Source organism: Aureimonas sp. AU12 (genome assembly GCF_001463705.1).
Classification (GTDB): domain Bacteria; phylum Pseudomonadota; class Alphaproteobacteria; order Rhizobiales; family Rhizobiaceae; genus Aureimonas.
Window position 1 is genome coordinate 90885 of sequence record NZ_BBWH01000001.1, and the last position, 24513, is coordinate 115397.

21 protein-coding genes and 1 tRNA gene are annotated in these 24513 nt (G+C 65.3%); 6 read left to right on the plus strand and 16 right to left on the minus strand.

All coding sequences use genetic code 11. The features are described 5' to 3' along the window. The 3 genes from trkA (at position 1) to hflX (ending at position 3253) form a co-directional block, all read left to right on the plus strand. Positions 1-1377: a Trk system potassium transporter TrkA gene (trkA, locus tag AUL33_RS00515; protein WP_062202563.1), complete on the plus strand. Its 1377-nt coding sequence runs from the start codon at positions 1-3 to the stop codon at positions 1375-1377. 247 nt (positions 1378-1624) lie between these two features. Beyond that, positions 1625-1873 carry an RNA chaperone Hfq gene (gene hfq / locus AUL33_RS00520; protein ID WP_062202564.1) on the plus strand — a complete coding sequence of 83 codons (249 nt, stop codon included), beginning with the start codon at positions 1625-1627 and terminating at the stop codon, positions 1871-1873. A gap of 57 nt (positions 1874-1930) precedes the next feature. Beyond that, positions 1931-3253 (plus strand): GTPase HflX, encoded by a 1323-nt coding sequence (gene hflX, locus AUL33_RS00525; RefSeq protein ID WP_062202742.1) that lies wholly within the window; start codon positions 1931-1933, stop codon positions 3251-3253. Positions 3254-3295: 42 nt separating this feature from the next. Here hflX and mazG read toward each other — a convergent pair whose 3' ends face one another. From mazG to pcsA, 13 genes are all read right to left on the minus strand, one after another. Further along, positions 3296-4174: a nucleoside triphosphate pyrophosphohydrolase gene (mazG, locus tag AUL33_RS00530; protein WP_062202566.1), complete on the minus strand. Its 879-nt coding sequence runs from the start codon at positions 4172-4174 to the stop codon at positions 3296-3298. 405 nt (positions 4175-4579) lie between these two features. Further along, the gene (locus tag AUL33_RS00535) at positions 4580-5407 is read right to left on the minus strand and encodes an MBL fold metallo-hydrolase (RefSeq protein ID WP_062202568.1); all 828 of its coding nucleotides are present in this window, start codon (positions 5405-5407) and stop codon (positions 4580-4582) included. 4 nt (positions 5408-5411) lie between these two features. Continuing rightward, positions 5412-6218, minus strand: coding sequence for a TatD family hydrolase (locus tag AUL33_RS00540; protein WP_062202569.1), 807 nt, complete (start codon positions 6216-6218; stop codon positions 5412-5414). After that, positions 6215-7762 (minus strand): methionine--tRNA ligase, encoded by a 1548-nt coding sequence (metG, locus tag AUL33_RS00545; RefSeq protein WP_062202571.1) that lies wholly within the window; start codon positions 7760-7762, stop codon positions 6215-6217. The genes AUL33_RS00540 and metG overlap by 4 nt, the downstream gene beginning before the upstream one ends. 83 nt (positions 7763-7845) lie before the next feature. After that, positions 7846-8907 (minus strand): DNA polymerase III subunit delta', encoded by a 1062-nt coding sequence (locus AUL33_RS00550; protein WP_062202573.1) that lies wholly within the window; start codon positions 8905-8907, stop codon positions 7846-7848. Further along, positions 8904-9605, minus strand: coding sequence for a dTMP kinase (gene tmk / locus AUL33_RS00555; RefSeq protein WP_062202575.1), 702 nt, complete (start codon positions 9603-9605; stop codon positions 8904-8906). The genes AUL33_RS00550 and tmk overlap by 4 nt, the downstream gene beginning before the upstream one ends. Further along, a complete protein-coding gene (locus AUL33_RS00560; protein WP_062202577.1) occupies positions 9605-10798 on the minus strand; it encodes a D-alanyl-D-alanine carboxypeptidase family protein in 1194 nt (397 codons plus the stop codon). Before AUL33_RS00560 ends, tmk begins: the two co-directional genes overlap by 1 nt. 111 nt (positions 10799-10909) lie before the next feature. Then, on the minus strand, positions 10910-12070 hold the full coding sequence (locus AUL33_RS22905; protein ID WP_082652222.1) for a septal ring lytic transglycosylase RlpA family protein: 1161 nt from the start codon (positions 12068-12070) through the stop codon (positions 10910-10912). A 452-nt stretch (positions 12071-12522) separates the two neighbouring features. Beyond that, positions 12523-12819 (minus strand): helix-turn-helix transcriptional regulator, encoded by a 297-nt coding sequence (locus AUL33_RS23005; RefSeq protein WP_082652223.1) that lies wholly within the window; start codon positions 12817-12819, stop codon positions 12523-12525. 25 nt (positions 12820-12844) lie between these two features. Then, positions 12845-12934: transfer RNA gene (locus tag AUL33_RS00575), tRNA-Ser, on the minus strand. A 48-nt stretch (positions 12935-12982) separates the two neighbouring features. After that, complete coding sequence (locus AUL33_RS00580; protein WP_062202583.1) at positions 12983-14179, minus strand: acyltransferase; 1197 nt, start codon at positions 14177-14179, stop codon at positions 12983-12985. 57 nt (positions 14180-14236) lie between these two features. After that, a complete protein-coding gene (locus AUL33_RS00585; protein WP_062202585.1) occupies positions 14237-15211 on the minus strand; it encodes a quinone oxidoreductase in 975 nt (324 codons plus the stop codon). Next, entirely contained in the window at positions 15208-15948 is a 741-nt protein-coding gene (gene pcsA / locus AUL33_RS00590; RefSeq protein ID WP_062202587.1) for a phosphatidylcholine synthase, read from the minus strand. Before pcsA ends, AUL33_RS00585 begins: the two co-directional genes overlap by 4 nt. A 152-nt stretch (positions 15949-16100) precedes the next feature. Between pcsA and AUL33_RS00595 the strand changes: the two genes are divergently transcribed. Both AUL33_RS00595 and hspQ read left to right on the plus strand, forming a co-directional pair. Then, positions 16101-17324 (plus strand): UbiH/UbiF family hydroxylase, encoded by a 1224-nt coding sequence (locus tag AUL33_RS00595; protein WP_062202589.1) that lies wholly within the window; start codon positions 16101-16103, stop codon positions 17322-17324. A 77-nt stretch (positions 17325-17401) separates the two neighbouring features. Beyond that, positions 17402-17734, plus strand: coding sequence for a heat shock protein HspQ (gene hspQ, locus AUL33_RS00600; protein WP_062202744.1), 333 nt, complete (start codon positions 17402-17404; stop codon positions 17732-17734). An 89-nt stretch (positions 17735-17823) separates the two neighbouring features. Here hspQ and AUL33_RS00605 read toward each other — a convergent pair whose 3' ends face one another. Then, positions 17824-18390 carry an invasion associated locus B family protein gene (locus AUL33_RS00605; protein ID WP_062202746.1) on the minus strand — a complete coding sequence of 189 codons (567 nt, stop codon included), beginning with the start codon at positions 18388-18390 and terminating at the stop codon, positions 17824-17826. A gap of 375 nt (positions 18391-18765) precedes the next feature. Between AUL33_RS00605 and AUL33_RS00610 the strand changes: the two genes are divergently transcribed. After that, entirely contained in the window at positions 18766-20508 is a 1743-nt protein-coding gene (locus tag AUL33_RS00610) for an extracellular solute-binding protein (protein ID WP_244491823.1), read from the plus strand. Positions 20509-20573: 65 nt separating this feature from the next. Here AUL33_RS00610 and mfd read toward each other — a convergent pair whose 3' ends face one another. After that, positions 20574-24086 (minus strand): transcription-repair coupling factor, encoded by a 3513-nt coding sequence (gene mfd / locus AUL33_RS00615; RefSeq protein ID WP_062202594.1) that lies wholly within the window; start codon positions 24084-24086, stop codon positions 20574-20576. Beyond that, positions 24083-24379, minus strand: coding sequence for a succinate dehydrogenase assembly factor 2 (locus tag AUL33_RS00620; protein WP_062202596.1), 297 nt, complete (start codon positions 24377-24379; stop codon positions 24083-24085). The genes mfd and AUL33_RS00620 overlap by 4 nt, the downstream gene beginning before the upstream one ends. Between the last annotated feature and the right edge of the window lie 134 nt (positions 24380-24513).

Consider the following 24513-nt stretch of genomic DNA (forward strand, 5'->3'; position numbering starts at 1 on the left):
GTGAAGATCGTCATCTGCGGTGCCGGCCAAGTCGGCTATGGCATCGCCGAAAGCTTGGCCGCCGAGCAGAACGACGTGACGGTCATCGACACGTCGCCAACGCTGATCGCAGGCATACGCGAGACGATCGACGCCCGCGGTATCGTCGGCCATGGGGCCTTTCCGAGCGTGCTGGCCGAGGCGGGTGCGGGCGAGGCCGACATGCTCATCGCCGTGACGCTGCACGACGAGGTGAACATGGTGGCCTGCCAGGTCGCCCATTCGCTCTTCAACGTGCCGACGAAGATCGCCCGCATCCGCTCGCAGGCCTATCTCCAGCCCGGCCACAACCCGCTCTTCTCGGCCGACAGCCTGCCGATCGACGTGGTGATTTCGCCCGAGCTCGAAGTGGCGCAGATGGTCTTGCGGCGGATCGCGCTACCGGGCGCGCTCGACACCGTCCGTTTCTCGGACGAGGCCATTGCGCTGTTGGCCATAGAGTGCCGCGAAGACTGTCCGATCCTCAATACGCCGCTCGGCCAACTGTCCGAATTGTTTCCCGATCTCGGCGCCACGGTCGTCGGCATCATGCGCGACGACGCGATCTTCATTCCGAACTCGGTGGACCAGCTTTATCCCGCCGATCTCGCCTACGTCGTCGTCGAGCAGATCCGCGTGCGGCGGACGCTGACGCTGTTCGGCCATGAGGAGCCCGACGTCGGGCGCATCGTGATCGCTGGCGGCGGCAATGTCGGGGTGGCGGTGGCGCGCGCCATGGAGAAGCAGAAGCTCGCTTCGAAGCTGCGGATCATCGAGGCGGACCGCTCGCGCGCGCTTCAGATTGCGGACGAGCTGAAGAAGACGATCGTGCTGCATGGCAGCGCCCTTGACCCGTTGATCCTCGAGGAGGCGGAAATCCGGGAGGCCGATCTCCTCGTCGCGCTGACGAACGACGATCAGGTGAACCTCCTCTCCAGCGCCATGGCGAAGCGTCTCGGGGCGCGCTCGAACATGACGCTGCTGAACAGCCGGACGTTCCAGCAGCTGGCGAAATCCATCGGCGTCGATGCGGTGATCAGCCCGAAGTCGGTGACGATCTCGCGCATTCTCCAGCATGTCCGGCGAGGTCGGATCCGCGCGGTGCACTCGGTCCAGAACGGGCTGGCGGAGGTCATTGAGGTCGAGGCGCTGGAGACGTCGCCTCTGGTCGGAAAGCCGCTGCGTGAGCTCGATCTGCCGGACGGGATGCGAATCGGGGCTGTGTCGCGCAACGGCGTGTTCATGCGACCGAACGCACAGACACGGATTCGCGCGAAGGACCGCGTCGTCATCTTCGTCCAGGCCGGTGCTGTGCGGCAGGTCGAGCAATTCTTTCGGGTCAGTCTTGAGTTCTTCTGATGTCGCCTCGATACGGTCGATGGTTCTCGCCCCGTCAATCGTCATCGGATCGCCGCTAACGAGAACCGGTGCTTGAAAGAACGGGCCGGACGTGTTCGAGAATGGAGCAGCGTCGGGTCCTCGGGCCCGCGTCGTCTTGAACGCGGCTGCCGCCGACTTCGGCGCGTCGGCCGGCGCACAAGACCCAACAAGCAGGTCTCTCTCGATTACCGGGCGAGCAAGCCAAGAACAAGATCGGAAGCCACTCATGGCCGAGCGCACGCAGAACCTCCAGGATCTCTTCCTCAACACCGTCCGCAAGCAGAAGATCTCGCTGACGATCTTTCTCGTCAACGGCGTCAAGCTGACCGGCGTGGTCACGTCGTTCGACAATTTTTGCGTCCTGCTTCGTCGCGACGGGCACTCGCAACTTGTCTACAAGCACGCCATATCCACGATTATGCCGTCGCAGCCCGTCAACATGAACGACGGTGGAGACGAAACCGGGAAAGACTGATTGACCGAACTCGACAAAGAGAGCGCGCCGCGAGGCCCGATCGAGCACAAGCAGGCGATAACGCGGGCAGGGGTCTTCGTGCCCGTGCTCAAGCAGCGCGGGGCCCCCACCGAGGGCACGGAGACCGTGCGGCGGACGGACGAGGACCGCCTGATCGAGGCGGAGGGACTGGCGGCCGCCATCGATCTCCGGATCGTCGCGCGCGGCGTCATTCCCGTGTCGAAGGCGCAGCCCGCGACCCTGCTCGGCTCCGGCAAGGTCGAGGAGCTGAAGGCGCTGGTGGAGGCCGAGGAGATCGGCCTCGTGATCATCGATCACCCGCTGACGCCGGTGCAGCAGCGCAATCTGGAAAAGGAACTGAACGCAAAGGTTCTCGACCGGACCGGGCTGATCCTCGAGATCTTCGGCAAGCGGGCGCGCACGAAGGAGGGTCGTCTTCAAGTCGAACTCGCGCACCTGAACTACCAGCGCGGCCGGCTCGTGCGCAGCTGGACCCACCTTGAGCGCCAGCGCGGCGGTGCCGGCTTTCTCGGTGGTCCCGGCGAGACGCAGATCGAGTCCGATCGGCGACAGCTGCAGGAAAAGATCAAGAAGCTCGAAAAGGAACTGGAGCAGGTGCGGCGGACCCGCACGCTACACCGGGCCAAGCGTAAGAAGGCGCCGCATCCCGTCATCGCGCTTGTCGGCTACACCAATGCTGGCAAGTCGACGCTGTTCAACAAGGTGACGGGCGCCGATGTTCTGGCGAAGGATCTGCTCTTCGCGACGCTCGATCCGACGCTGCGCCGGATCACGCTCGCGCACGGCACCGAAGTGATCTTCTCCGACACGGTCGGTTTCATTTCCGACCTCCCGACGCATCTGGTGGCCGCGTTCCGCGCGACGCTCGAAGAGGTGATCGAGGCCGAGATCGTCCTACATGTCCGCGACATGTCGGACCCCGATGCGAGGGCACAGGCCTCCGATGTCGAGAAGATCCTGACGGATCTGGAAATCGATATCGGCGATCCCGAGCACGTGGTCGAGATCTGGAACAAGGTCGACCGGCTAGACGAAGGCGCCCGGGCCCATCTCGAAGCGGTGGCGGCCTCGCAGCCTGGCGGGCGAACGGCTCATGTCGTTTCCGCCTTGACCGGCGAAGGCGTCGACGCACTGCTGGCGGATATCGAACGCCGCATCGCCGGGCGGGCGGATCAGGTCGCACTCGACGTGCCCTCGGACAGCATGCAGCTTCTGCCGTGGCTCTACGAGAATTCGATCGTGCGCGAGCGCGAGGATCTCGAAGACGGCGGCGTTCATCTGGTGCTCGACGTGACGCGTCAGGCGCGCACCGACCTGCAGCGGATGGGCACGCGCTACCCGAACGTCCGCTTCGACTGATCGCAGGGCATGTCCAGTGAACCTATAGTCGCTGGACATGCCCTAGGAGACGGGGCCGGCGGTTTTCGACGCCACCCAGAGCGCTTCCTGGTCGTCCAGCGTCATGGATTTCAGGTCACGCGCGTCGAGGGCCGCGCTCGCTTCCATCGCCGCAAACCGCCCGCGGAATTTTGCGACCGTGCGCCGTAAGGCCTGATCCGGATCGATCTTGCAGCGGCGCCCGAGATTGACGGCGGTGAAGAGGATATCGCCGAGCTCGTCCTCCTGCGCATCGCGATCGGCCGAGGCCACGACGGTTTCGAACTCGTCGGTTTCCTCGCGGAGCTTGGCGATGATCGGCTTCACCTCGGTCCAGTCGAAACCGACGGTCGCGGCCTTTTCCTGCACCTTGCGGGCCAGAAGCAGCGCCGGGAACGCGCCGGGAATGCCGGCCAGAAGTCCGGTCGGCGGCGCGGCCTCAGAGCCGGGCAACCAGTCACCTGTGACGACCTTGCCGGCATCCACCGCCTCGTGGCGGAGGCGGCGCGCCTCGGCGCGCTCGCGCTTTTCCTCGGCCTTGATGCGCTCCCACTGACCCTTGGCCGAGCGTGCGCTTCGTGCGGTTTCGTCGCCGAAGACATGCGGATGGCGTCGGATCATCTTGCGCGTCACGGTCTCGACGACATCGTCGAAGGTGAACAGCTCGGCCTCGGCGGCGAGCTGCGCGAAGTAGACAACCTGCAGCAAAAGGTCGCCGAGTTCCTCGCGCAGATCCTCGGGATCGCGGCGCTCGATCGCGTCGACGACCTCGTAGGTTTCCTCGATCGTATACGGCACGATCGTATCGAAGCTCTGCTCAAGGTCCCACGGGCAGCCGGACCCGGGCTCGCGGAGCGCGCGCATGATCTCGACCAATCGGGTGACGTCGCGGGAGGGTTCCATGGGGCGCTCGCTGGGGTTCGAAGCTTCTCGTTTCTTTGCCAGCCAAGCGAGCCATCGGTCAATCGATGCATGACGCGGCTCGGACGTCGGGACCAGACGGTTCCGACTTCGGACGTCGGAGCAACTGACTGACGATAAGAGAGGCTAGAACTATCGGGGGAGACTACCCAGGTGCCAAACTCGCGACGACCTACCCATCTGGCACAATCCAACGATGGCATAATATGGATTATGGAACATAACGCGGCGGAGGCTAAGGTATTGATTGCGTTGGGTATATGGTTAACGCGTCTATCCCTCGTCTTCTTCGACATCGAGACCAGATAGCGTCCGACCGCCAATCAGCCGCCATCACTGCCTCCAATGCCCGGAAACCCGGCCTTCGACGTTGCCGAACTTTGGCGTTCAGTCCGCGCCGAGTTCATTCGCCATTGGGAACTCGATCTCGAGCCCATCATGGGCCGGACGGATGTGCCCCGGTAGCGCCGCGCAGAGCGTCGCGTAGTCCAGCGGCGTATGCATGTGCGTCAACAAGGCGTTGGGCATGCGCAAGCGCTTGATCCAGACGAGCGCCTCGTCCAGCGAGAGATGGCTGGGATGGGTCGAATACTGCAGCGCGTCGATCACCAGCAGTTCGGCGCCGTCGATCTGTTCGCAGGCCGCCGCCGGGAAATCGCTGACATCGGAACAGTAGGCAAACGGGCCGATCCGGAAGCCCAGCGAATGGATCGAGCCGTGGACCTGCGCGAACGGCTGGATCTCGATCGGTCCGCCCGGCCCGTCGATGGTGAACGGCTCGCCGGGCGTGATGAGCCGATGGCGAACGATGGGCGGATACTGGCTTCCCGGCGGCGTTCGGAAGCAATAGGCGAACGCCTCGAACAGGCGCTCGTAGGTCGGCGCATCGGCATAGAGATCGACGCGCTGGCGGCTGTCGAGAAAGTAGCCGCGGAGATCGTCGAGGCCGTGAAAATGGTCGGCATGCGGATGCGTCACTAGAACGGCGTCGATGCGGGCGACCTTTGCCGCAAGCATCTGCTCACGAAAATCCGGGCCGCAGTCGATCACGACGACGGTGCGCCCGCGCGGTCCGATCCGCTCGACCAGAGCAGCGCAACGCGTTCGCCGGTTGCGCGGATTGGCGGGGTCGCAGGCGCCCCAGTCGCCGGTGATGCGCGGCGTACCGGGTGACGAGCCGCAGCCGAGGATCGTCAGGCGGAGCGTGTCGCCCATCGCGTCACGAGACCGGACGCGGGTCCGGGACCTTTCGGAACAGCCGGAAGAAGTTGTCGCTCGTCGCCTGAGCAATCCCGGCGAGATCCGTACCTTTCACGCTGGCCAGCACCTCGGCGGTGTGGCGGACATAGGCCGGCTCATTGCGTTTGCCGCGAAACGGCGGCGGCGCCAGATACGGTGCGTCGGTCTCCACGAGAAGCCGTTCCATCGGCACGTCCGCTGCGATGTCGCGGATCTCCTGAGACTTGTTGAAGGTCAGGATGCCCGAGAACGACACATAGCCGCCGAGTTCGACGCCGACCTCCGCCAGCCGGCGCCCGGACGAAAAGCAATGGAGGATGAACGGGAACGCGCCCTCCACGGTTTCCTCGCGCAGGATCGTTTCCATGTCGTCGTCGGCCGCCCGCGCGTGGATGACGAGCGGGAGGCCGGTCTCGCGCGCAGCCGCGATCTGCCGGCGGAAGACGGTGGCCTGCACGTCGCGCGGAGCGCGGTCGTAGAAGTAGTCGAGACCGGCCTCGCCGATCGCGACGATGCGTGGGCCGGCGCTCAGGCGAACGAGTTCCGACGTCGCGATGTCGGGCTCGTCGGCGGCATTCAGAGGATGCGTGCCGACCGAGGCATAGACATTGGGATAGCGTTCGGTGAGCGCCACGAGGTTGGGCAGCTTCGACACGTAGGTCGAGATCGTCACCATCAGCCCGACGCCGTTGGCTGCTGCACGAGCCACAAGGTCGTCGCGCTCCTCGTCGAACTCGGCAAAGTCCAGGTGGCAGTGGCTGTCGACGAGGAACGGTTCGGAGGTCATGCGGCCTGCGGATCCTGCTCCACGAAACGCGGGAAGATGCCGACCGGTGCCGGCAGCGGACGACCGGGTTCCAGAACGCGTCCCTGCGCCAGTTCGACGAAGCTGCGTTCATGCGGCTCGACCGCCAGGATGTCGAGAAGCTTGGCGCAGGAGTCCGGCATCACCGGCTGAAGCAGGATGGCGAAGCGGCGCACGACTTCCGCCGTCACGTAGAGGACGGTTCCCATGCGGGCGGTGTCGATCTTGCGCAGCACCCAGGGCTCCTGTCCCGCGAAGTAGCGGTTCGTCTCCGAGACGGCAGACATGACGGCCGAGAGCATGCCGTGCAATTCCTGCCGATCGATCGCCGCGCGACACTTTTCTAGAAGAAGTCCGGTCATCTCGAGGATCGCCTGGTCCGCTTCGGTGAAGGCGCCGGGATGCGGCACCCTGCCCTCGCAGTTCTTGGCGATCATCGAAAGCGAGCGCTGCGCGAGATTACCGAGGTCGTTGGCGAGTTCGGAGTTCATCCGCGCGACGATCGCCTCGTGCGAGTAGTTGCCGTCCTGGCCGAACGGCACCTCACGCAGAAGGAAATAGCGGAACGGGTCCAGGCCATAGGCGTCGATCAGCGCCAGCGGATCGATGACGTTGCCGACCGACTTCGACATCTTCTCCCCGCGATTGAACAGGAAGCCGTGGACGAAGATCCGCTTCGGCAGATCAATACCCGCCGACATGAGGAAGGCCGGCCAGTAGACGGCGTGGAACCGCACGATGTCCTTGCCGATGACATGAAGGTCGGCGGGCCAGAAGGCCTTGCGCTCGCCGTCCTCGAGATAGCCGGTCGCCGTCAGGTAGTTCGTCAGCGCGTCGACCCACACATACATCACGTGCCGTTCGTCGCCGGGCACCGGGATGCCCCAGTCGAAGGTGGTGCGCGAGATCGACAGGTCGCGAAGGCCCGAACGCACGAAGGACAGGATCTCGTTGCGCCGCTCGGCCGGGCCGATGAATTCGGGATGCGCCTCGTAATGCGCCATCAGGCGATCGGTGAAAGCCGAAAGCTTGAAGAAGTAGCTGGCTTCCTCAACCCATTCGACCGGCGTGCCCTGCGGCCCCAACCGCACGCCGCCCTCGCCGAGGCGCGTCTCGTCCTCGGCGTAATAGGCTTCGTCGCGGATCGAATACCAGCCGGCATAGGACCCCTTGTAGATGTCGCCGGCATCCGCCATCCGGCGCCAGATCTCCTGGCTGGCGCGCTTGTGCCGTTCCTCGGTGGTGCGGATGAAGTCGTCGTTCGAGCTGCCGACGCGGCGTCCCATTTCCTGGAATTCGGCCGAGTTGCGGGCCGCGAGGTCGGCGGGTTCGATGCCCAGCGCGCGGGCCGTCTGCAGCATCTTGATGCCGTGCTCGTCGGTGCCGGTGAGAAACAGAACCTCGTAGCCGTCCAGCCGCTTGAACCGCGCGATGGTGTCAGTCGCGATGAGTTCGTAGGCATGGCCGATATGCGGCCGACCGTTCGGATAGGAAATCGCGGTGGTCAGGTAGAAGCGCTCGGACATGTCGACAGTCTTGCAAGCTTGAGAAGGTTGGGACGGAGATAGACCATTGCGGCAGTTGCCTCAACGCCGCTGGCCACCGGGATTCAGCGCTCCCCGCCGAACTCGGCCCGTGCCGCATACAATCGCGCGAAGAAAGTAAGCATCATCTGCTTGCGGTCGAGATTGAAAGCGGTGGCCTCGCGCCAGCGCGCGGCTTCTGTTTGCCAGAGCCGCGCCATGATCTCGGCGCCCGCGACATCCCCTCGCTCGACGCGCCCCCGCGCCTCGGCTGAAACCTTACCGAGCAGCGCCTCGAGCAGCAGCGCCCAGGCGGCCTCGCGGCCCTTCTGAAGCAGCGCGTCGAGCGTCGACTGGATGGCGCTCCAGTCCGGCCTTGGCGCGGCATAGAGGCGGTCGGCCTGCGCTCCGACCTCCAGCCCGCCGTTCGTCAGCATCAGCAGCGCATCCCGCAGGCTGCCCCCCGACATCGCCACGGCGGTGCGAATGCCTTCAGCGCCCGCGCTCGGCTGTAGATCGGTGAGTGCCTCTGCGATGACATCGCTCGCAAGCGGTTCGAACCGAAGGACCCGGCAGCGCGAGCGAATGGTCGGCAGCAGTCGACCGGGCGTGTGGTTGGCAATGAGGAACAGCGAGCGCTCCGGCGGCTCCTCCAGCGTCTTCAGCAATGCGTTGGCAGCGCTGCGATTGAGGTCGTCGGCGGGATCGATGATGGCGATGCGCCATCCGCCGCCGGCGGTGGCTCGGAAGAACTGGTTCAGCCGGCGGATCTCGTCAACCGTGATCTGCGTCTTGAAGCCGTCACCGCGATCGACGCGTGGGCGGCTGAGGTGGATGAGGTTCGGATGGCTGCCCTGTGCGATCTGCCGCACGGCGGGGTGTTCGGGATCGAACATGGGTTCCGTGTCCGACCCGCCTCGCAACGTCGATGGCCCGCCCAGCACCATGCGCGCAAAGGCGAAGGCCGTGGTCGCCTTCCCAATACCGTTGGGCCCCTGCATCAGCCAGGCATGATGCATCCGGCCGCCTTCGAAGGCCTGCTGCAACTCATGCCATTCGGCCGAGCGCCCGCGCAGACGCAGAGTCGCGGATGGTGGCGACACCTCGTCGAGATCGTCATGGCCCTCCTGCGGCGCGATTTCGCTCATGCTTCGCGTCGCCGTTCGACGGCACCACCAGCGTCGGCCCAACGCGGCAGACGCGAGCGGAAGGCAGCCTCCACCGCAGCTTCGATGGCCTCGGCATTTCCGGTCGCGTCGATGACCACGCAGCGATCGGGCTCCTGATGCGCGATCTCCAGGAAGGCTTGGCGACGTCGTTCGTGAATGGCGAGATCTTCCTTCTCGAACCGGTCCACCGCCCGCCCCGATCGGCGCACGGCCGCCCGGTGCAGGCCGATCTCGGCGGGCACGTCGAGGAGAAGCGTCAGGTCGGGACCGCGCATTTCCAGCGTCGCATCCTCCAGGCTTTGCAGAAACTCGGCATCGGCGCCGTCGCTCGATCCCTGATAGGCCCGCGTCGAATCGTGGAACCTGTCGCAGAGCACGATGGCATCGCGGTCCAGCGCCGGCAGGATGAGCGAGGTCAGGTGATCGAGCCGCGCGGCAGCAAACAGGATCGCCTCCATCTCGTTGCCGAGGCTCTCGGCCGCGCCGGACAGGATGATCTGACGCAGCGCGTCGGCCCCGGGCGTTCCCCCAGGCTCCCGAGTTTCCACGACGTCGAAGCCGCGACCGCGCAGCCGCGCGGCCAGACGTGCGATCTGCGTCGTCTTCCCGCTGCCCTCGCCGCCTTCGAACGTGACGAAGCAGCCGACACCGCTGCGCGTTTCCACTGTGGGCGGCATCAGAGACTGCGAATCCAGCCGAAGGCCAACTCGCGAGCGGCATCGAGAGCCTTCATCGAGAACGTCCCCTCGACGACGTCTTCGGCCGCAAAGAGGTCTCGCCGAAGGTTCGTCTTGCCATCGACCTTGATCTCGAGCGTTCCGATTTTGGCGCCCTTTCCGATCGGCGCCCGCAACGGCCCGTCATAGACGACGGCGGCGGCCGTCAGCGTCCTGTCGGCGGGAACGTAGGCGACGAGGTCGTCCTGCAGGACTAGAGGGACGCTCTGCGACAGCCCACCGAAGACGTCGGCGAAACCGACCGTCTCGCCGCCCGTGAACAGGCGGCGGCGCTCGAAATTGTCCTGCGTCCAGTTGGCCAGCCTTTCGGTCTCCTTCGTGCGAATGGCGTCGGTTTCCAAACCGGCGAGCACCAGCACCGTCCGGCGTCCGCCCCGATCGGTGACCCCGACGATCGAATAGCCGACATCGCGCGTAAAGCCGCTGGCCATGCCGGTGGCGCCGATGTCGAGGCGCAGCAGCGGGTTGCGGTTGCGCTGGAGGATCTTGTTCCATTCGAACTGCGGCTCGGCGTAGAGCGGATACCATTGCGCATCCGCCGCCATATGCCGCGCAAGCTGAGCCATGTCCCGAGCTGTGACCGACTGACCATCGGCCGGAAGCCCGGTCGGGTTGACGAAGCGGCTGGCTGTGAGCCCCAATTCCCTCGCGCGCTCGTTCATCCGCCCGGCGAAGGCCTCTTCCGACCCGGAGAGCCCTTCCGCCAGAACGATGGCGCCGTCATTGGCCGCCTGCACGACCAGACCGCGAACGAGCGCCTCGACCGGAACGTCGGATCGGACGGCGGCGAACATGGTGGATGTGCCGGAGGGCGCGCCGCCCGTTCGCCAGGCGTGGTTCGTCACCGGATAGGCCGTGGCCGGGCTAATTTCACCGCGCTTCAGGGCATCGAACACGACCTCGGCGGTCATCAGCTTGGCCAGCGATGCCGGCGGGAACGGTTGGTCAACATCCTTCTCCAGAAGGATGCTTCCGGTTTCGATGTCGAGGATGAGAGCCTGACCGGCGACGGTTTCGATCGCGAAAGGCGCCTTGTCATCCGCAGCCGACGCCGGCGCCGCGATCATCAACGCTGCGAGCCACAACAAGCCGACATGGGCCATCGTCGACGCAACATGCCGTTTCGAGGTCATCTGAACTTCCGCAATCTGCCGTCTTCTCGCGGGTCGAAGACTAGCAGGTCGACAGCGAACCCGCACGACAAGTTCGAGCGTACGGCTCGTTTTGATGAAGCGGAAAGCGTGTCAGTCGCGCAGGACGAAGGCACCATCGGCGCCCGCCTGCCAGAGCTTTTCGAGCAATCCGTCGATGTCCTGCCCGGCATGAACGTTCAAGGCGAGCGAAACCCCGGCGGCATCCCGGTCCTCGACGAGATCCGCATGGTCCCGGGCGATCTCGCCGATGCGCATCAGGAGCCCGAGATCCTCGACGACGCCGATTTCGATCCGCTCCTGCGGGTCGACGTTGGCGACCTGAGCGGTCAGGGCATCGAGCGCCGCAACCGAACCCGACTTCGTGCCTGAGGATGCATAGGAGAGCGCGAAGCCGCGGGGCTTGGGAACAGGCGCATCGCCAGCGCTGCCGATGTCGTAATTGTCGATCAGGCTTTCGATCGACGGCGTCGTCGGGGCCGGCTTGACACCGGGCAGCGACGGGATGGCTTTCGGCGCGGCAAAGGCGGATGCGATCATCAGCGGCTGGCGGGACGGACGATCATTGGAGGCGATCATCACACCGCTCGCCAGCCCGTCGTCGACCGGCCGACCGGCTGCGGGACGATAGGATGCCATCAGCATCTTGGTGTCGTCCCCTTCCAGCGGGGCCCGTCCGACATACTCGACCTTCACGTCGGCGACGCCGGCATTCTGGAAGCCGAGAAGCTCGGCGGCCTTCGACGACACGTCGAGGACGCGGTCGTGGACGTAGGGGCCACGATCGTTGACGCGAACCACCACCGAACTGCCGTTCTTGCGGTTGGTCACGCGAGCGTAGGACGGCAACGGGAACGTCGGATGTGCCGCCGACAGATGGTACATGTCGTAGATTTCGCCGTTGGCGGTCAGGCGGCCGTGGAAGTTGGAGCCGTACCAAGAGGCCGTGCCCGACTTCACGTAGCCGGGCTCTTCCTTCGGATAGTACCACTTGCCGCGCACGACATAGGGCTTGCCGACCTGATCACGTCCGCCGCCTTTAGGCACGCGCTTCAAGCGCGTCATGCGGGGGCTCGCCTTCACGCCGAAGATGCTGGAACTGAAGATCGGCGCGTCGTCGTCGGGGGCGAGCTCCTCGTGTTCGCCGTGCGTCGACGAAGAACTGGACTGGCAGGCGGAGAGCGTCAGCACGGCGCAGGTCGCGACAGCCACGAGCGCAGTCTGACGACGAAATGATCCCCCGATCGATTTCATTCGGTCGTTCCCCTCAACTCTGGCCTGCGCACGCTCGATACGATCGCGCCCATACCTCTCCCGAAAAGATTACCAGCAGATAAAAATGGAGATCAACAGTCCAAATCTGTGGCCGAAGACGGTTGTGGAAAACTGTTCGAGTTGACTGTTGCCGTCTCGGCACAGGAGGCCGGCAAGGGGTCAGACTGCGGTGTTGCCTACGATTACGGGCATCTTCGACGTTTGGAACGGTCCGCCGGACCTTGGTTCACGATGCGGGAGCGTGGACGCCAAGGAAAAGATTCGTGAGCGGCTACGCCTATAGAGCAGGCGCATATCCTGTCCTTACCTAGTCCGGACCGCCGGATCGCCCTGCCAGCAGTTTGCATCTCGTCCCCCCGCTGCGCTCGAACACGATCTGTCAGTGACGATGAGACTTCGCCAATCGACGCCATCGCCGATGTGCCGATCCGTCAGTTCGTCAATTCCACCTCGCTGACCCGAAAATGTCGCGCCAACGCCTTCAGGACGCGCGGCGAGACCTGCGTCCGTCCGTCTTCGACCGCGTGGAGAACCGAAGCCGGGATCCTCGTCGCATCGGCCACCTCATTTATGGAATGTCCGTCCGTGATCCGAAGGCGATGCAGGTTCTCGGCGAGGCTCAAAGGGGGGTCCATTCGAAAGCTGGTCGGAAGCCTGCTCGCAGCGGTCGTCACGCCAGCGACTGAAGGCGATGTGCAGCCGACCACGGTTGAACTGCGTGACTGCATAGGACCGCGACAGCCCGGGATCACATGGCGGATGGGGTGAGATTCGAACTCACGGTACGGTTCCCCGCACGGCGGTTTTCAAGACCGCTGCCTTAAACCACTCGGCCACCCATCCCTGACATTTGCTCTATGCGAGGGAAAAGCCGAGCGCAAGCCATCGAGGTCACCGTGTCGGCGCAGCCGGCATCAGCGTCGGTACCGTCGTCTCAGTCGGAGGAACCTCGGGCACGAGCACCGGCTGGGCTTCCGGCACGCGGGGGTTTCGTCCCGTCCCCACCGTCGCGGCGACCGCGGCCAGCGCCATGAAGGCAATCGCGTAGGACGAGGCGAGCACGACACGGGCGGCGCCGGGCCAGGCGTCGATGGTTCGACGCAGGATCGCGTAGAGCTTCAGATCGAGCAGCCCGTAGGGAATGGCGATCGCGAGAGGTCCGACCACACCGACGACCCAGAGCAGCGGCGATGGAATGGGCGGATGCAGGATCATCAGGGCGATGATCAGCGGAGCATGGCAGAGATACAGCGCGTAGCTCCAGTCGCCGTAGCGATCTGCGAGGCTCGCCAATCGTTCGTCGGGCCGACGATCTCCTCGATCCCACGAGACAGCCAGGCCGACGAGAAGAACGGCGGCGACGGAGGCAACCCAGCGATCGCCGCCGATCGAGAACGCCCCGCTCAACATCATGACGCCCATGGCGAGAGCGCCGACGGCCGGCTGGAACAGTCCGCGGCGCGCGAGCCATGGGATCAGCAGGCCGCCCGCGAACGCGGAGTTCACCGCCATCATCGGAAGGAGATCGATCGTCGGCGTCAGCACGATCTGTTGAGCTGGCAGCCACCAGGTGCCGAACGCGATGATGGCGAGCCAGATGAGCGCTATTGCCTCGACGCGGCGTTTGAGACCGATGAGGGAACACAGGAACAGGAACACGTAGAACGTCGTCTCGAACAGCAGCGTCCATTCCACGCCGAGATAGTAGATCCGCCCCTCGCCCACCGGCACGAGCGTCATCGCCCAGAAGTCGTATTCGTGCAGTTTGCCGCGCGCGACAATGAGCGAGCCAAGGACGATGAAGAAGATCGGATAGATGCGGACGATGCGGTGAGCGAGAAACCGCCAAGGGTCCGTCCGCGGCAAGATTTCCGCCATCAGATAGCCCGACAACGCGAAGAAGATCGCGACGCCGAGAAGCCCGAAGCGTCCGTCGAAGACGCGGACGAACCGGTCGTCGCCGACGAACCGGTCGAGATAGACGCTTGCGTGGTAGAGCAGCACGCAGATCGCGGCGAAGGCCCGAAGCCATTGCAGGTTTCGGTTTCTCGCGGGGCGCGGCGGCCCCGCCGACCGAGCAGCCATCATCAGGACATCACCGGACGCTCGTCGCCCATCGCCTGCCGATTGGTCGAAGGCATGGCGTCATACGAGAAGAATCGAGGTGCCGGTCGTGCGCCGCGACTCGAGATCGCGATGGGCCTCCGCCGCGTCGGCCAACCGGTACCGCTGGTCGACCCGGATCTTGACGGCCCCCGACGCGACCACTTCGAACAGCGCGCTCGCCGAGGCTTCGGTTTCGGCGCGAGTCGCGTTGTAGCCCATCAGGCTCGGACGCGTCGCGAAGAGCGATCCCTTCTGGTTGAGCATCGCGAGTTCGAAATTGGCGATCGTGCCGGAGGACTGGCCGAAGCTCACGAAGAGACCAAGCCTGCGGATGCAGTCGAGGCTGGCAGGGAACGTGTCACGCCCGACCGAATCGTAGACGACGTCGCATTTGCGGCCATCGGTCAGTTCGAGCACGCGTTCGGGAAAGTTCTCCTCCCGGTAGTTGATGACGTGGTCGTACCCGTGGTCGAGTGCCAGTTGCACCTTATCCGCCGATCCCGCCGTGCCGATCACGGTGGCGCCGAGGTGCTTGGCCCACTGGCCGGCGATGAGGCCGACGCCGCCGGCGGCCGCGTGGATCAGGATCGTGTGACCGGGACCGACGGCAAACGTGCGTCGCAGCAGGTACTCGGCGGTCATGCCCTTCAGCATCATCGCCGCTGCCGTCTCGTTGTCGATCGTGTCGGGCACGCGCACGGCGATCGCAGCCTTGACCAGCAACTCCTCGGCATAGGTGCCTTCGGCGCTGCTGTAGGCGACACGGTCGCCGATCCGAAGCCCCAAAACGCCCTCGCCGAGGGCAACGATCTCGCCCACCCCTTCCTTGCCCGGCACGAAGGGCAGCTGCGGCGCCTTGTAGGTCCCGTTTCTGAAATAGACGTCGATGAAGTTGAGTCCGGCTGCGAATTGGCGGACGCGGATCTCGCCGGGCGCGGGAGCGCCAACCTCGACCGGCTTCCACTGGAGAACCTCGGGCCCGCCGAGTTGTTCGACTACGATGGCGTTCGTCATGCGTGCTCTTCCCGTTCGTCGTTGCGTCCGCTGCCGCCAAAGATGCGGTCTTTCAACTGCAAGATGCCGCCGATCGAGAAGAGATAAAGGCCCGTCAACAAAATGGTGTGCCGAACCCAGGGGTCCGGATCGAAATTCGAGACGATCGCCAGGATGCCGCAGATCGACCAGACCGCGAACACGGCGAGATTGAAGGCCCGAAAGCGAACCACGCGGACGGGATGCAGGAACTTGATCGGAAGGAAGGTCGCGGCCGAGCAGAAGACGACGAAGAGGAGCGCCGTCCATTCGTTCGGTTTCGTCGCGAAGAAGGTGAAGACCACCATGTTCCACGTCACGGGGAAGCCGCGGAAGAAGTTGTCCTTCGTCTTCATCCGCGTGTCCGCGTAGTAGACGGCGCTGGTGATGACGATGAGGCCGGCCGCGACGAAGGACCATGGTCGTCCGATGATCCCGGACTGGTAGAGTGCGAACGCGGGAATCAGGACGTAGGTCGAATAGTCGATGATCGAGTCGAGGATATCGCCGGACCAGTTCGGCAGCACGCGCTTGATGTCGACCTTGCGGGCGATCGGCCCGTCGATACCGTCGACGAACAGGGCGAGCCCGAGCCAGGCGAACATGTCGACCCAATGCTGTTCCGCTGCCGCGATGATCGACATGAAGGCCCAGAAGGCGCCGCTCGCCGTCAGCAGATGGACGGAAAAGGCCCGCCATTGCCGGAAATTGGATGTCACGTCGTTTGCCTGGGTCCCGAGAGCCGATCCGCCGTGAGTATCGCAGGCGACATGTCATTGTCATCCTTGGCGTTCGCCGTATGTCAGCAAATCATGTGAACAGGCGGGTCTATGGCGATCCGTCGGCACCTCGATGACGAGAGAGTGACGATATGCCCCTGATCAAACGTCAGATCGCGGTGGTCGGCGGCGGCCTCGCCGGCTGGAGCGCGGCAGTTGGATTTGCCAAGGCCGGTTTCGACACGATCCTGCTCGCGCCGGCCTCCACCTCCGACCGGCGTTCGACGGCGCTGATCGGACCCTCCGTCGATTTCCTCGCGGGTCTGGGGCTCGCCGAGGGGTTGCGGGAGGCTGGCCAGCCGCTGGTGGTCATGCGCCTGATCGACGATACCGGTCGCCTTCTGCGCGCACCGACGGTCGAATTCCACGCCAGCGAAATCGATCTCGACGCGTTCGGGCAGAACGTGATGAACGCCGATCTCCTGAGAATGCTGAACGAGATCGGCGAAACGCTGTCCGATCGGCTGACCGTCGTCGAGGAAGGCCTGGTCTCGATCGCCACCGACGCGGACGGAGTGACGATCGAGACCGCGACCCACGAGATCCGCGCCGGCCTCGCTGTCGGGGCGGACGGGCGCAATTCGCCGGTTCGCACGCATGCCGGCATCGGCGTGCGCAAATGGTCGTATCCCCAGAGCGCGATCGTCCTGAACTTCGCACATGACCGCGATCACGACAGCATTTCCACGGAGTTCCACACGCGGACGGGGCCGTTCACGCAGGTTCCCCTGCCCGGTCGGCGCTCATCGCTCGTCTGGGTCGAGGAGCCGAAGGTCGCCGATCTTCTCGCCGACGTGTCGCTCAGCCGCCTGTCGCGGATGGTGGAGGATCGGATGCATTCCATCCTTGGCGCGGTCGAGGTCGAGGAGGGCGTCCAGTGCTTCCCGCTCAGCGGCGCCGCCGCCGAACGGATGACGGCCGAGCGAATCGCCCTCGTCGGCGAGGCCGCGCACGTGTTCCCGCCGATCGGGGCGCAGGGTCTCAATCTCGGATTGCGCGACGCCGCCGACCTCATCGAGGTCGCCGGTCGTCACCGGGACGATCCGGGATGCCCGGCGATGCTGCGTGACTACGAAGCCAAGCGCCGCGTCGACGTCGTCTCGCGAACAGCCGCCGTGGATCTCCTGAACCGGTCCCTGCTGACCGAATTCCTGCCGGTGCAGGCGATCCGCAGCCTGGGGCTCGGCTTGCTGGCGCGCGGTTCGATGCTGCGACGGTTCGTGATGAAGGAGGGCGTGACGCCGGGATCGTCGCTGCGCCGATCGCCTCGCCGCACGCCGCCAGATGACGCGCCGCTCGACCCGCTCGTGCCGTGACGCGAGCCCGCGTTTAGAGGCGTTCGAACGTGCGAAAGCCTTGCCCGATGGCTTCGGGCGGGGCTATGTCGCTCGCCATGAGCACATCGCAGAACGCCCGCTTCTTCATCGGCCAGATCGTCCGGCACCGCCTCTTCCCGTTCCGCGGCGTGATCTTCGACGTGGATCCGGAATTCGACAACACCGAGGAATGGTACCAGTCGATCCCGGCGGACGTGCGCCCGCGCAAGGACCAGCCGTTTTACCACCTCTTCGCCGAGAATGCTGACAGCGAGTACATCGCCTATGTCTCGGAACAGAATCTCGTTCCGGACGAGTCGGGGTCGGCTGTGCGCCATCCGCAGATCGCCGACCTCTTCGAGGGCCCGATTGACGGGTCCTATCGCCTGAAGGAAACGCGTCGGAACTGATCCCGACTGCCGGGCTCGAACGCGAAACCCGGACATGGAAACGGCGGCCATTGGCCGCCGTCTCGTTATCTGTAATCCTCTGCCGCGTCTTACTGCGCGGCGGGCTCGGCCTTCGCCTTGTTCTGCGCGTCCTCAAAACGCTGGCGACGGGCGTCAGCCTGGCTCTGGAGCGCTTCGTTCAGCTTCTGCTGGCGCTCGGCGAGTTCCGGCTGGGCGCGAGCCGGGCCGTCATAGGCCTGCGTGAAGCCCGAAAGGCTGACGCTGATCGGGTTCGGCTGGCGCTGGAAGTTGACCGAGGTGACCTTGAGCACCTTGCCCTTCTTCATCGAGGCGACGAGCGCGTCCGACAGCTCGGCCTCGGCGATGCAGCGATCGGGGAAGCAGACCGAGTAGTTCAGTGTCTGCGGCTTGTTCTCGTCGATCTGGATCTGGACGCCGGCGGGCACCACGCGGCCGGTCGGAACGACCGCCTGCAGCACCTTCTGCGTCACCTTGCCGGTGACGTTGATCAGGTTCACTGCGGTAATGAGCTGACGGGTGTCGGCGATCATCGTGTACTGCGTGTTGCAGATGTTGTTGTCGGCCTGCGGCGAACAGACCTTGAACCATTCGGCCGGAACCTGCTGTGCCACCGCGCCGGTCGCGGGCGCCAGCATACCGGCGACGGTCGCGAGGCCGACCACGGCTGCGGTACGCTCGATGGACTTGAAACGGGTTCTCACGGGACGGACATCCTTCTTTCGGCGTCGGCTTCGATCTCGGGTCGCCGACTGCATAACGACCTCCGCGGTCTTCTGCAAATACGCCCTTTTGAAGACCTGCCCGAAGCTTGCGCCCGGCCGGTGGGCGGTAGGCAAGCCCCGGAAGATTCGATAGTTTCCGGGATGAAAGCCACCGGAGTGCGCCCCAGAATGCCCTCGCCAGACCCTGCCCGAACCTTGCGGACCGCCGCTTGGTCGGCCTCCCTTGCCCTTCTGGTCGCCGCTGGATCGATCATTCCGGCCTCGGCCGAGCCGCAGCACGGCATCGCCATGCAGGGCGAGCCGAAACTCCCCGACGGCTTCGATCATTTTCCCTATGCCAACGCCGCCGCACCGAAGGGCGGCCGGATGGTCTACGGTGTGTTCGGCGATTTCGACAATCTGAACCCTGTCAGCGTGCGCGGAGCACTCACCACTGCACGCGGCATCTTCGCCGATGCCGAGTTCGGCAATTTTGTCTTCGAACCGCTGATGCAGCGCTCGGCCGACGAGGCCTTCACGTTTTACGGCCTGATCGCTGAAAGCGTCGAGACCGATCCCGAACGCACCTTCGTCGAGTTCCAACTCAACCCCGCCGCCCGGTTCTCGGACGGTCGTCCGGTGCGGCCCGAAGACGTGATCGCCACCGCCGAGCTCCTGAAGGTTCAGGGCAGCGTGCGTCCGCAATATTCGAACTGGCTGTCAAAGGTGGCCGTGGTCGAGAAGCGCGGCGAGCACGGCGTCCGCTTCACCTTCAACGAAAAGGCCGACCGCGAGCTGCCGCTGCTGCTCGCCAGCCTGCCGGTGATGCCGGCCGGCGATTTCGACGCCAGGACGATCGCTGAGACGACGACGAAGCCGCCGGTGGGCTCCGGCCCCTACGTGATCGACCGCGTCGAGCCGGGACAGCGTATCGTCTATCGCCGCAATTCCGACTACTGGGGCAAGGATCTGCCGACCAAGCGTGGCATGGACAATTACGACGAGATTACCGTCGAGTACTACCGCGACCAGAACGCCCAGTTCGAGGCGTTCAAGAAGGGCCTGTCCTACCTCTACATCTACCAGCAGCCCAATCCACGGCACTGGCGCACGGCCTACGACTTCCCCGCCGTCGCCGACGGGCGCGTCGTCAAGGAGGTGTTCCAGACCGGCCGGCCAGCCAATCTGAACGCCTTTTTCTTCAACACGCGCCGTCCCGCCTTTGCGGATGAAAGGGTGCGAGCCGCCCTCGCCCTCCTGTTCGACTTCGAATGGGCCAATGACAATCTCTACTATGGCGCCTACAGCCGCCTCGGCAGCTTCTTCGACAATTCCGAACTCTCGAGCCTCGGTCGTCCGGTGGATGCCCGCGAGAGCGAGCTTCTGGCGCCCTACGCGGCGTCGCTCGACCGAAGCGTTCTGTCGGGCGCTTGGAAGCCGCCGGTCAGCGACGGCACGGGAAGCGATCGTCGGTTGCTGCGCGAGGCCGTCGACCAGCTTCAGGCCGCCGGCTACCGCTTCGAGGGAACGCGGATGATCGGTCCGGATGGGGCGCCGCTCTCCTTCGAGATCCTCGTCCAGTCGATCGACCAGCAGAAGATCGCCCTCGCCTATGCCCGAACCCTCGCCCGCATTGGTGTCGAGGCGAACGTGCGACAGGTGGATGATGCGCAGTATCAGAAGCGCAAGCAGAGCTTCGACTACGACGTGCTGATCTCGGCCTTCTCGGGCACGCTGTCGCCCGGCGCCGAGCAGATCAACCGTTGGGGCTCGGCGGCGCGCGACCGCGCGGGATCGTTCAACTATGCAGGCGTCGCCAGCCCGGCGGTCGATGCAATGATCGCGGCGATGGTCTCGTCGCGCTCGCGCGAGGACTTCGTCTCGGCCGTGCGCGCCTACGACCGCGTCCTCATCAGCGGCCACTACGTCGTCCCGCTCTACTACATCGGCGAACAATGGCTGGCGCGCTGGACCTTCATCCAGCACCCCGCGGTCACGCCGCTGACCGGCTTCTACCTGCCGGCCTTCTGGCGCGAGCCGGGCGCCGGCTGAACGATGCCAACGGGCGGAGCGGCTGATACCGCCCGGTCCGCCGGTCGTGCAACCTGGCCCCTGCCTCAAGCCGCCTTCTTCTGCGCCTCGTCGACGAAGCGTGCGAGCTGCGTCGCGATTCCGGCGGCTCCGTTGAGCCGCTGCTCGGGCTTTTCCCAGTCGCGCATGAGCACGATCGACTGATCCGGCCGGATCTTGGCTGCCGGACCCTGCTCCGAGATGTAGCGCACCAGCGCGCCGGGATTGGCGAAGCTCTTGTCGCGGAACATGACAACCAGGCCCTTCGGCCCAGCGTCGAGCTTCTCGATGTTGGCCTTGCGGCAGAGCGCCTTGATGAAGACGACCTTCAGGAGATGCTCAACCTCGGTCGGCAACGGTCCGAACCGGTCGATCAGCTCGGCGCCGAACGCGTCGATCTCGCGCGCGTCCTGAAGGTCCGCCAGACGCCGGTACAGCGTCATGCGGAGTTGCAGGTCCGGCACATAGCTTTCCGGGATCATCACGGCGGTTCCCAAGGCGATCGTCGGCGACCAGGATCCGTCGGTCTCGATCTCGACACCCTTCATCTCCGCCACGGCCTCCTCCAGCATCTGCTGATAGAGCTCGAAGCCGACCTCCTTGATATGGCCGGACTGTTCGTCGCCGAGCAGGTTGCCGGCGCCGCGCTGGTCGAGGTCGTGGCTGGCGAGCTGGAAGCCGGCGCCGAGCGTATCCAGCGACTGCAGCACCTTGAGGCGGCGGTCGGCGCCCGCCGTCGGCGTCTTGTTGGCCGGGATCGTCATCAGCGCATAGGCGCGCTGCTTCGAGCGCCCGACGCGGCCGCGAAGCTGGTAGAGCTGCGCCAGACCGAACATGTCGGCGCGGTGCACGATCATCGTGTTGGCCGAAGGGATGTCGAGTCCGGACTCGACGATCGTCGTCGACAGCAGCACGTCGTACTGGCCCTCGTAGAAGGCGTTCATGATGTCGTCGAGCTCGCCAGCGGCCATCTGGCCGTGCGCGATAGCGACCTTCAGCTCCGGCACCTGATCGTCCAGGAACTCCTTGATCCCGGCGAGATCCGACAGCCGCGGCGCGACATAAAAGCTTTGACCGCCGCGATAGCGCTCGCGTAGCAGTGTCTCACGTACCACCAGCGGATCGAAGGGCGCGATGAAGGTGCGTACCGCCATGCGGTCCACCGGCGGCGTGGTGATGAGCGACAGTTCGCGCACGCCCGTCAGCGCCAGCTGCAGCGTGCGCGGGATCGGCGTCGCCGAAAGGGTCAGGACGTGGATGTCCGACTTCAGCTCCTTCAGCCGCTCCTTGTGCTTCACGCCAAAATGCTGCTCCTCGTCGATGATCAGCAGGCCGAGATTGCCGAAGGTAACGGCCTTGCCGAGCAGCGCATGGGTGCCGACGACGATGTCGACCGTCCCAGCGGTGATGCCCTTCTTCGTCTCCGCAAGTTCCTTTGCCGTGACGAGGCGCGAGGCCTGCGCCACGTTCAGCGGCAGGCCGCGGAAGCGCTCGGAGAAGGTTTTGAAGTGCTGGCGCGCCAGCAGTGTCGTCGGCACCACGACGGCCACCTGCAGCCCATTCATGGCGGCGATGAAGGCGGCGCGCAGCGCCACCTCCGTCTTGCCGAAGCCGACGTCGCCGCAGACCAGCCGGTCCATCGGCCGGCCGGCCGCAAGGTCGTCGGTGACCGAATCGATCGCCGTCATCTGGTCTTCCGTCTCCTCGTAGGGGAAACGGGCCTGGAACTCGCCCCAGAGGCCGTCCGGCGGCAGGAGCTTGGGGGCGCCGCGCATCTGGCGCTCGGCGGCGATGCGGATAAGCCCGCCGGCCATGTCGAGAAGGCGTTTCTTCAGCTTCGCTTTACGCGCCTGCCAGGCGCCGCCGCCGAGGCGGTCGAGCATCGCTTCCGACCCTTCGCCGCCATAGCGTGACAGGAGCTCGATGTTCTCAACCGGCAGGAAAAGCCGGTCCTCGTTGGCGTAGCGCAGCTCGAGGCAGTCGTGCGGGGCGCCCATCGCCTCGATCGTGCGAAGACCGACGAAGCGCCCGATGCCGTGATCGACGTGAACAACGATGTCGCCCTCGTCGAGGCCGGTGACCTCCGCGATGAAGTCCGAGCCGCGCTTCTTGCGCCGGCCCCGCCGCACCAGCCGGTCGCCGAGAATGTCCTGCTCGCCGACCACGGCGATGCGATCGGTCTCGAAACCGGCCTCGACGCCGAACACGGCGGTGGCGACGATGTTCTTGCCGACCTCCAGGGCCTGTTTCAGCGTATCGACGGCCTTGACGTTGCCGAGCCCGTGCTCCTCGACGACCTGCTTCAACCGCTCGCGCGAGCCTTCGGACCACGCTGCGAGGATGACCTGCTTGCCGTCGGCGCGAAGCCGCGAGATATGCTCCACTGCCGCACCGAAGACGTTGACGTCGCCGGCCTGCCGCTCGGCTGCGAAGTTTCGCCCGCGATGGACGTCGAGATTGACGACGTCGGTCTGGAAGCCGGCGTCGGTGACGGCATAGGACGAGAGGCGGATCGGATCGGCTGCAGCGAGCCCGCCGTTCAGCTCGTCCTCCGTGAGGTAGAGTTCCTGCGGCCCCAGCGGATTGTAGGGCACGGATTCCGCGCTCTTCTCGGCCACGCCGCGCCGCCGCGCCTCGTAATAGTCCTGCACGAGCTTGCGGCGCTCGCCGACCGCCTCCACCACGAGATGGTCGAGTACGAGCGGGAAGCCTTCGATGTAGTCGAACAGCGTTTCCACGCGCTCGTAGAAGATCGGCAGCCAGTGCTCCATGCCGGAGAACCGCCGTCCGTCGCTGACTGAGGTGTAGAGCGCATCGTCGCGCGAGGGTGCGCCGAAGCGCTTCACGTAGTTGGTGCGGAAGCGCGAGATCGTCTCGTCCTTCAGCGTGACTTCCGAGACCGGCGCGAGTTCGAAGCTCTTGCGTTGGCCGCTGGTGCGCTGCGTCGCGGGATCGAACGTCCGGATCGATTCGAGCGTGTCACCGAAGAAGTCGAGGCGCAGCGGCTCCTCGTCGCCCGGCGGGAAGAGATCGAGAATGCCGCCTCGCACCGCGAATTCGCCGCGCTCGCGCACCGTCGTCACCCGCTCGAAGCCGCCGCGCTGCAAGACCCGCACGATATGGTCCATCGCGATCCGGCCGCTCGCCTTGGCCGAAATCGTCTCGTCCTGCAGCACCTGCAGTGGCGGCATCTTCTGCAGCAGCGCATTGGCGCTGGTCAGGATCAGCGCACGGTGCGGGTCGCTGCGCAGCGACCCGATCGCCGACATCGCCGATAGCCTTCGCGCCGCCGCCTCGTTCGAGGGACCGACGCGGTCGTAGGGCAGGCAGTCCCAGGCCGGCAGCGTCAGCACGGGCAGATCGGGCGCGACGAAGCGCAGGGCGTCTTCCAGTTCGCCCATCCGGTTGCCGTCGCGCATCACGAACACGGTCGGCTTGGTCTTGCCGCGATGACGCGCGATCTCGGCGAGCAGGAACGAGTCGTAGCCGTCGAGGACGTTGCCGATCCTCAGCCCCGCGCCCTTCTCCAGCGCCTTCTTGAGGATGGCGGGGTTGCTCATGCGATGTCGGTTCCGTGCAGTTCGTAGAAGGAGCGGATGCGACGAAAGACCGTCGTGTCGTAGTTGGCGGGCGTCTCGGCCGATCCGGTAAGCCAGGTGAAGAGATCGCGGTCGGGCGCTTCCATCAGCAGCTCGAAGACCTCCATCTCCTCGTCATCCAGCTTGTCGATCTCGGCGTCTGCAAAGCGTCCGAGAACGAGATCCATCTCGCGCGTGCCGCGATGCCACGACCGGAACAGCGCCTTGCGCCGGCGCGGGTCGAGATCGCTCGAGGATCGTGTGGTTCCGGTCATCGCGACATCTCCGCTGGCGGCTCGCCGTCGATCGAACGCACGGCAGGACACCGGGACAGCCCTGCGGCGACCCGGCGACTTTGCGTCGGTATATAGTCAGGCCGGCGCAAGCTGTCAGCCTTTGCGCGGGCGAG

What these genes read in the sequence shown, in the direction of transcription:
- AUL33_RS22905 (WP_082652222.1), bottom strand. Translation starts at nt 12,070, where the DNA reads ATGAAATCGATCGGGGGATCATTTCGTCGTCAGACTGCGCTCGTGGCT.
- AUL33_RS00605 (WP_062202746.1), bottom strand. Translation starts at nt 18,390, where the DNA reads ATGCTGGCGCCCGCGACCGGCGCGGTGGCACAGCAGGTTCCGGCCGAA.
- AUL33_RS00560 (WP_062202577.1), bottom strand. Translation starts at nt 10,798, where the DNA reads ATGACCTCGAAACGGCATGTTGCGTCGACGATGGCCCATGTCGGCTTG.
- AUL33_RS00620 (WP_062202596.1), bottom strand. Translation starts at nt 24,379, where the DNA reads ATGACCGGAACCACACGATCCTCGAGCGATCTCGACCCGCGCCGGCGC.
- hspQ (WP_062202744.1), top strand. Translation starts at nt 17,402, where the DNA reads ATGAGCACATCGCAGAACGCCCGCTTCTTCATCGGCCAGATCGTCCGG.
- AUL33_RS00540 (WP_062202569.1), bottom strand. Translation starts at nt 6,218, where the DNA reads ATGACCTCCGAACCGTTCCTCGTCGACAGCCACTGCCACCTGGACTTT.
- metG (WP_062202571.1), bottom strand. Translation starts at nt 7,762, where the DNA reads ATGTCCGAGCGCTTCTACCTGACCACCGCGATTTCCTATCCGAACGGT.
- AUL33_RS00535 (WP_062202568.1), bottom strand. Translation starts at nt 5,407, where the DNA reads ATGGGCGACACGCTCCGCCTGACGATCCTCGGCTGCGGCTCGTCACCC.
- mazG (WP_062202566.1), bottom strand. Translation starts at nt 4,174, where the DNA reads ATGGAACCCTCCCGCGACGTCACCCGATTGGTCGAGATCATGCGCGCG.
- AUL33_RS00580 (WP_062202583.1), bottom strand. Translation starts at nt 14,179, where the DNA reads ATGATGGCTGCTCGGTCGGCGGGGCCGCCGCGCCCCGCGAGAAACCGA.
- tmk (WP_062202575.1), bottom strand. Translation starts at nt 9,605, where the DNA reads ATGCCGCCCACAGTGGAAACGCGCAGCGGTGTCGGCTGCTTCGTCACG.
- AUL33_RS00585 (WP_062202585.1), bottom strand. Translation starts at nt 15,211, where the DNA reads ATGACGAACGCCATCGTAGTCGAACAACTCGGCGGGCCCGAGGTTCTC.
- hfq (WP_062202564.1), top strand. Translation starts at nt 1,625, where the DNA reads ATGGCCGAGCGCACGCAGAACCTCCAGGATCTCTTCCTCAACACCGTC.
- AUL33_RS23005 (WP_082652223.1), bottom strand. Translation starts at nt 12,819, where the DNA reads ATGCAGTCACGCAGTTCAACCGTGGTCGGCTGCACATCGCCTTCAGTC.
- AUL33_RS00595 (WP_062202589.1), top strand. Translation starts at nt 16,101, where the DNA reads ATGCCCCTGATCAAACGTCAGATCGCGGTGGTCGGCGGCGGCCTCGCC.
- mfd (WP_062202594.1), bottom strand. Translation starts at nt 24,086, where the DNA reads ATGAGCAACCCCGCCATCCTCAAGAAGGCGCTGGAGAAGGGCGCGGGG.
- AUL33_RS00610 (WP_244491823.1), top strand. Translation starts at nt 18,766, where the DNA reads ATGCAGGGCGAGCCGAAACTCCCCGACGGCTTCGATCATTTTCCCTAT.
- AUL33_RS00550 (WP_062202573.1), bottom strand. Translation starts at nt 8,907, where the DNA reads ATGAGCGAAATCGCGCCGCAGGAGGGCCATGACGATCTCGACGAGGTG.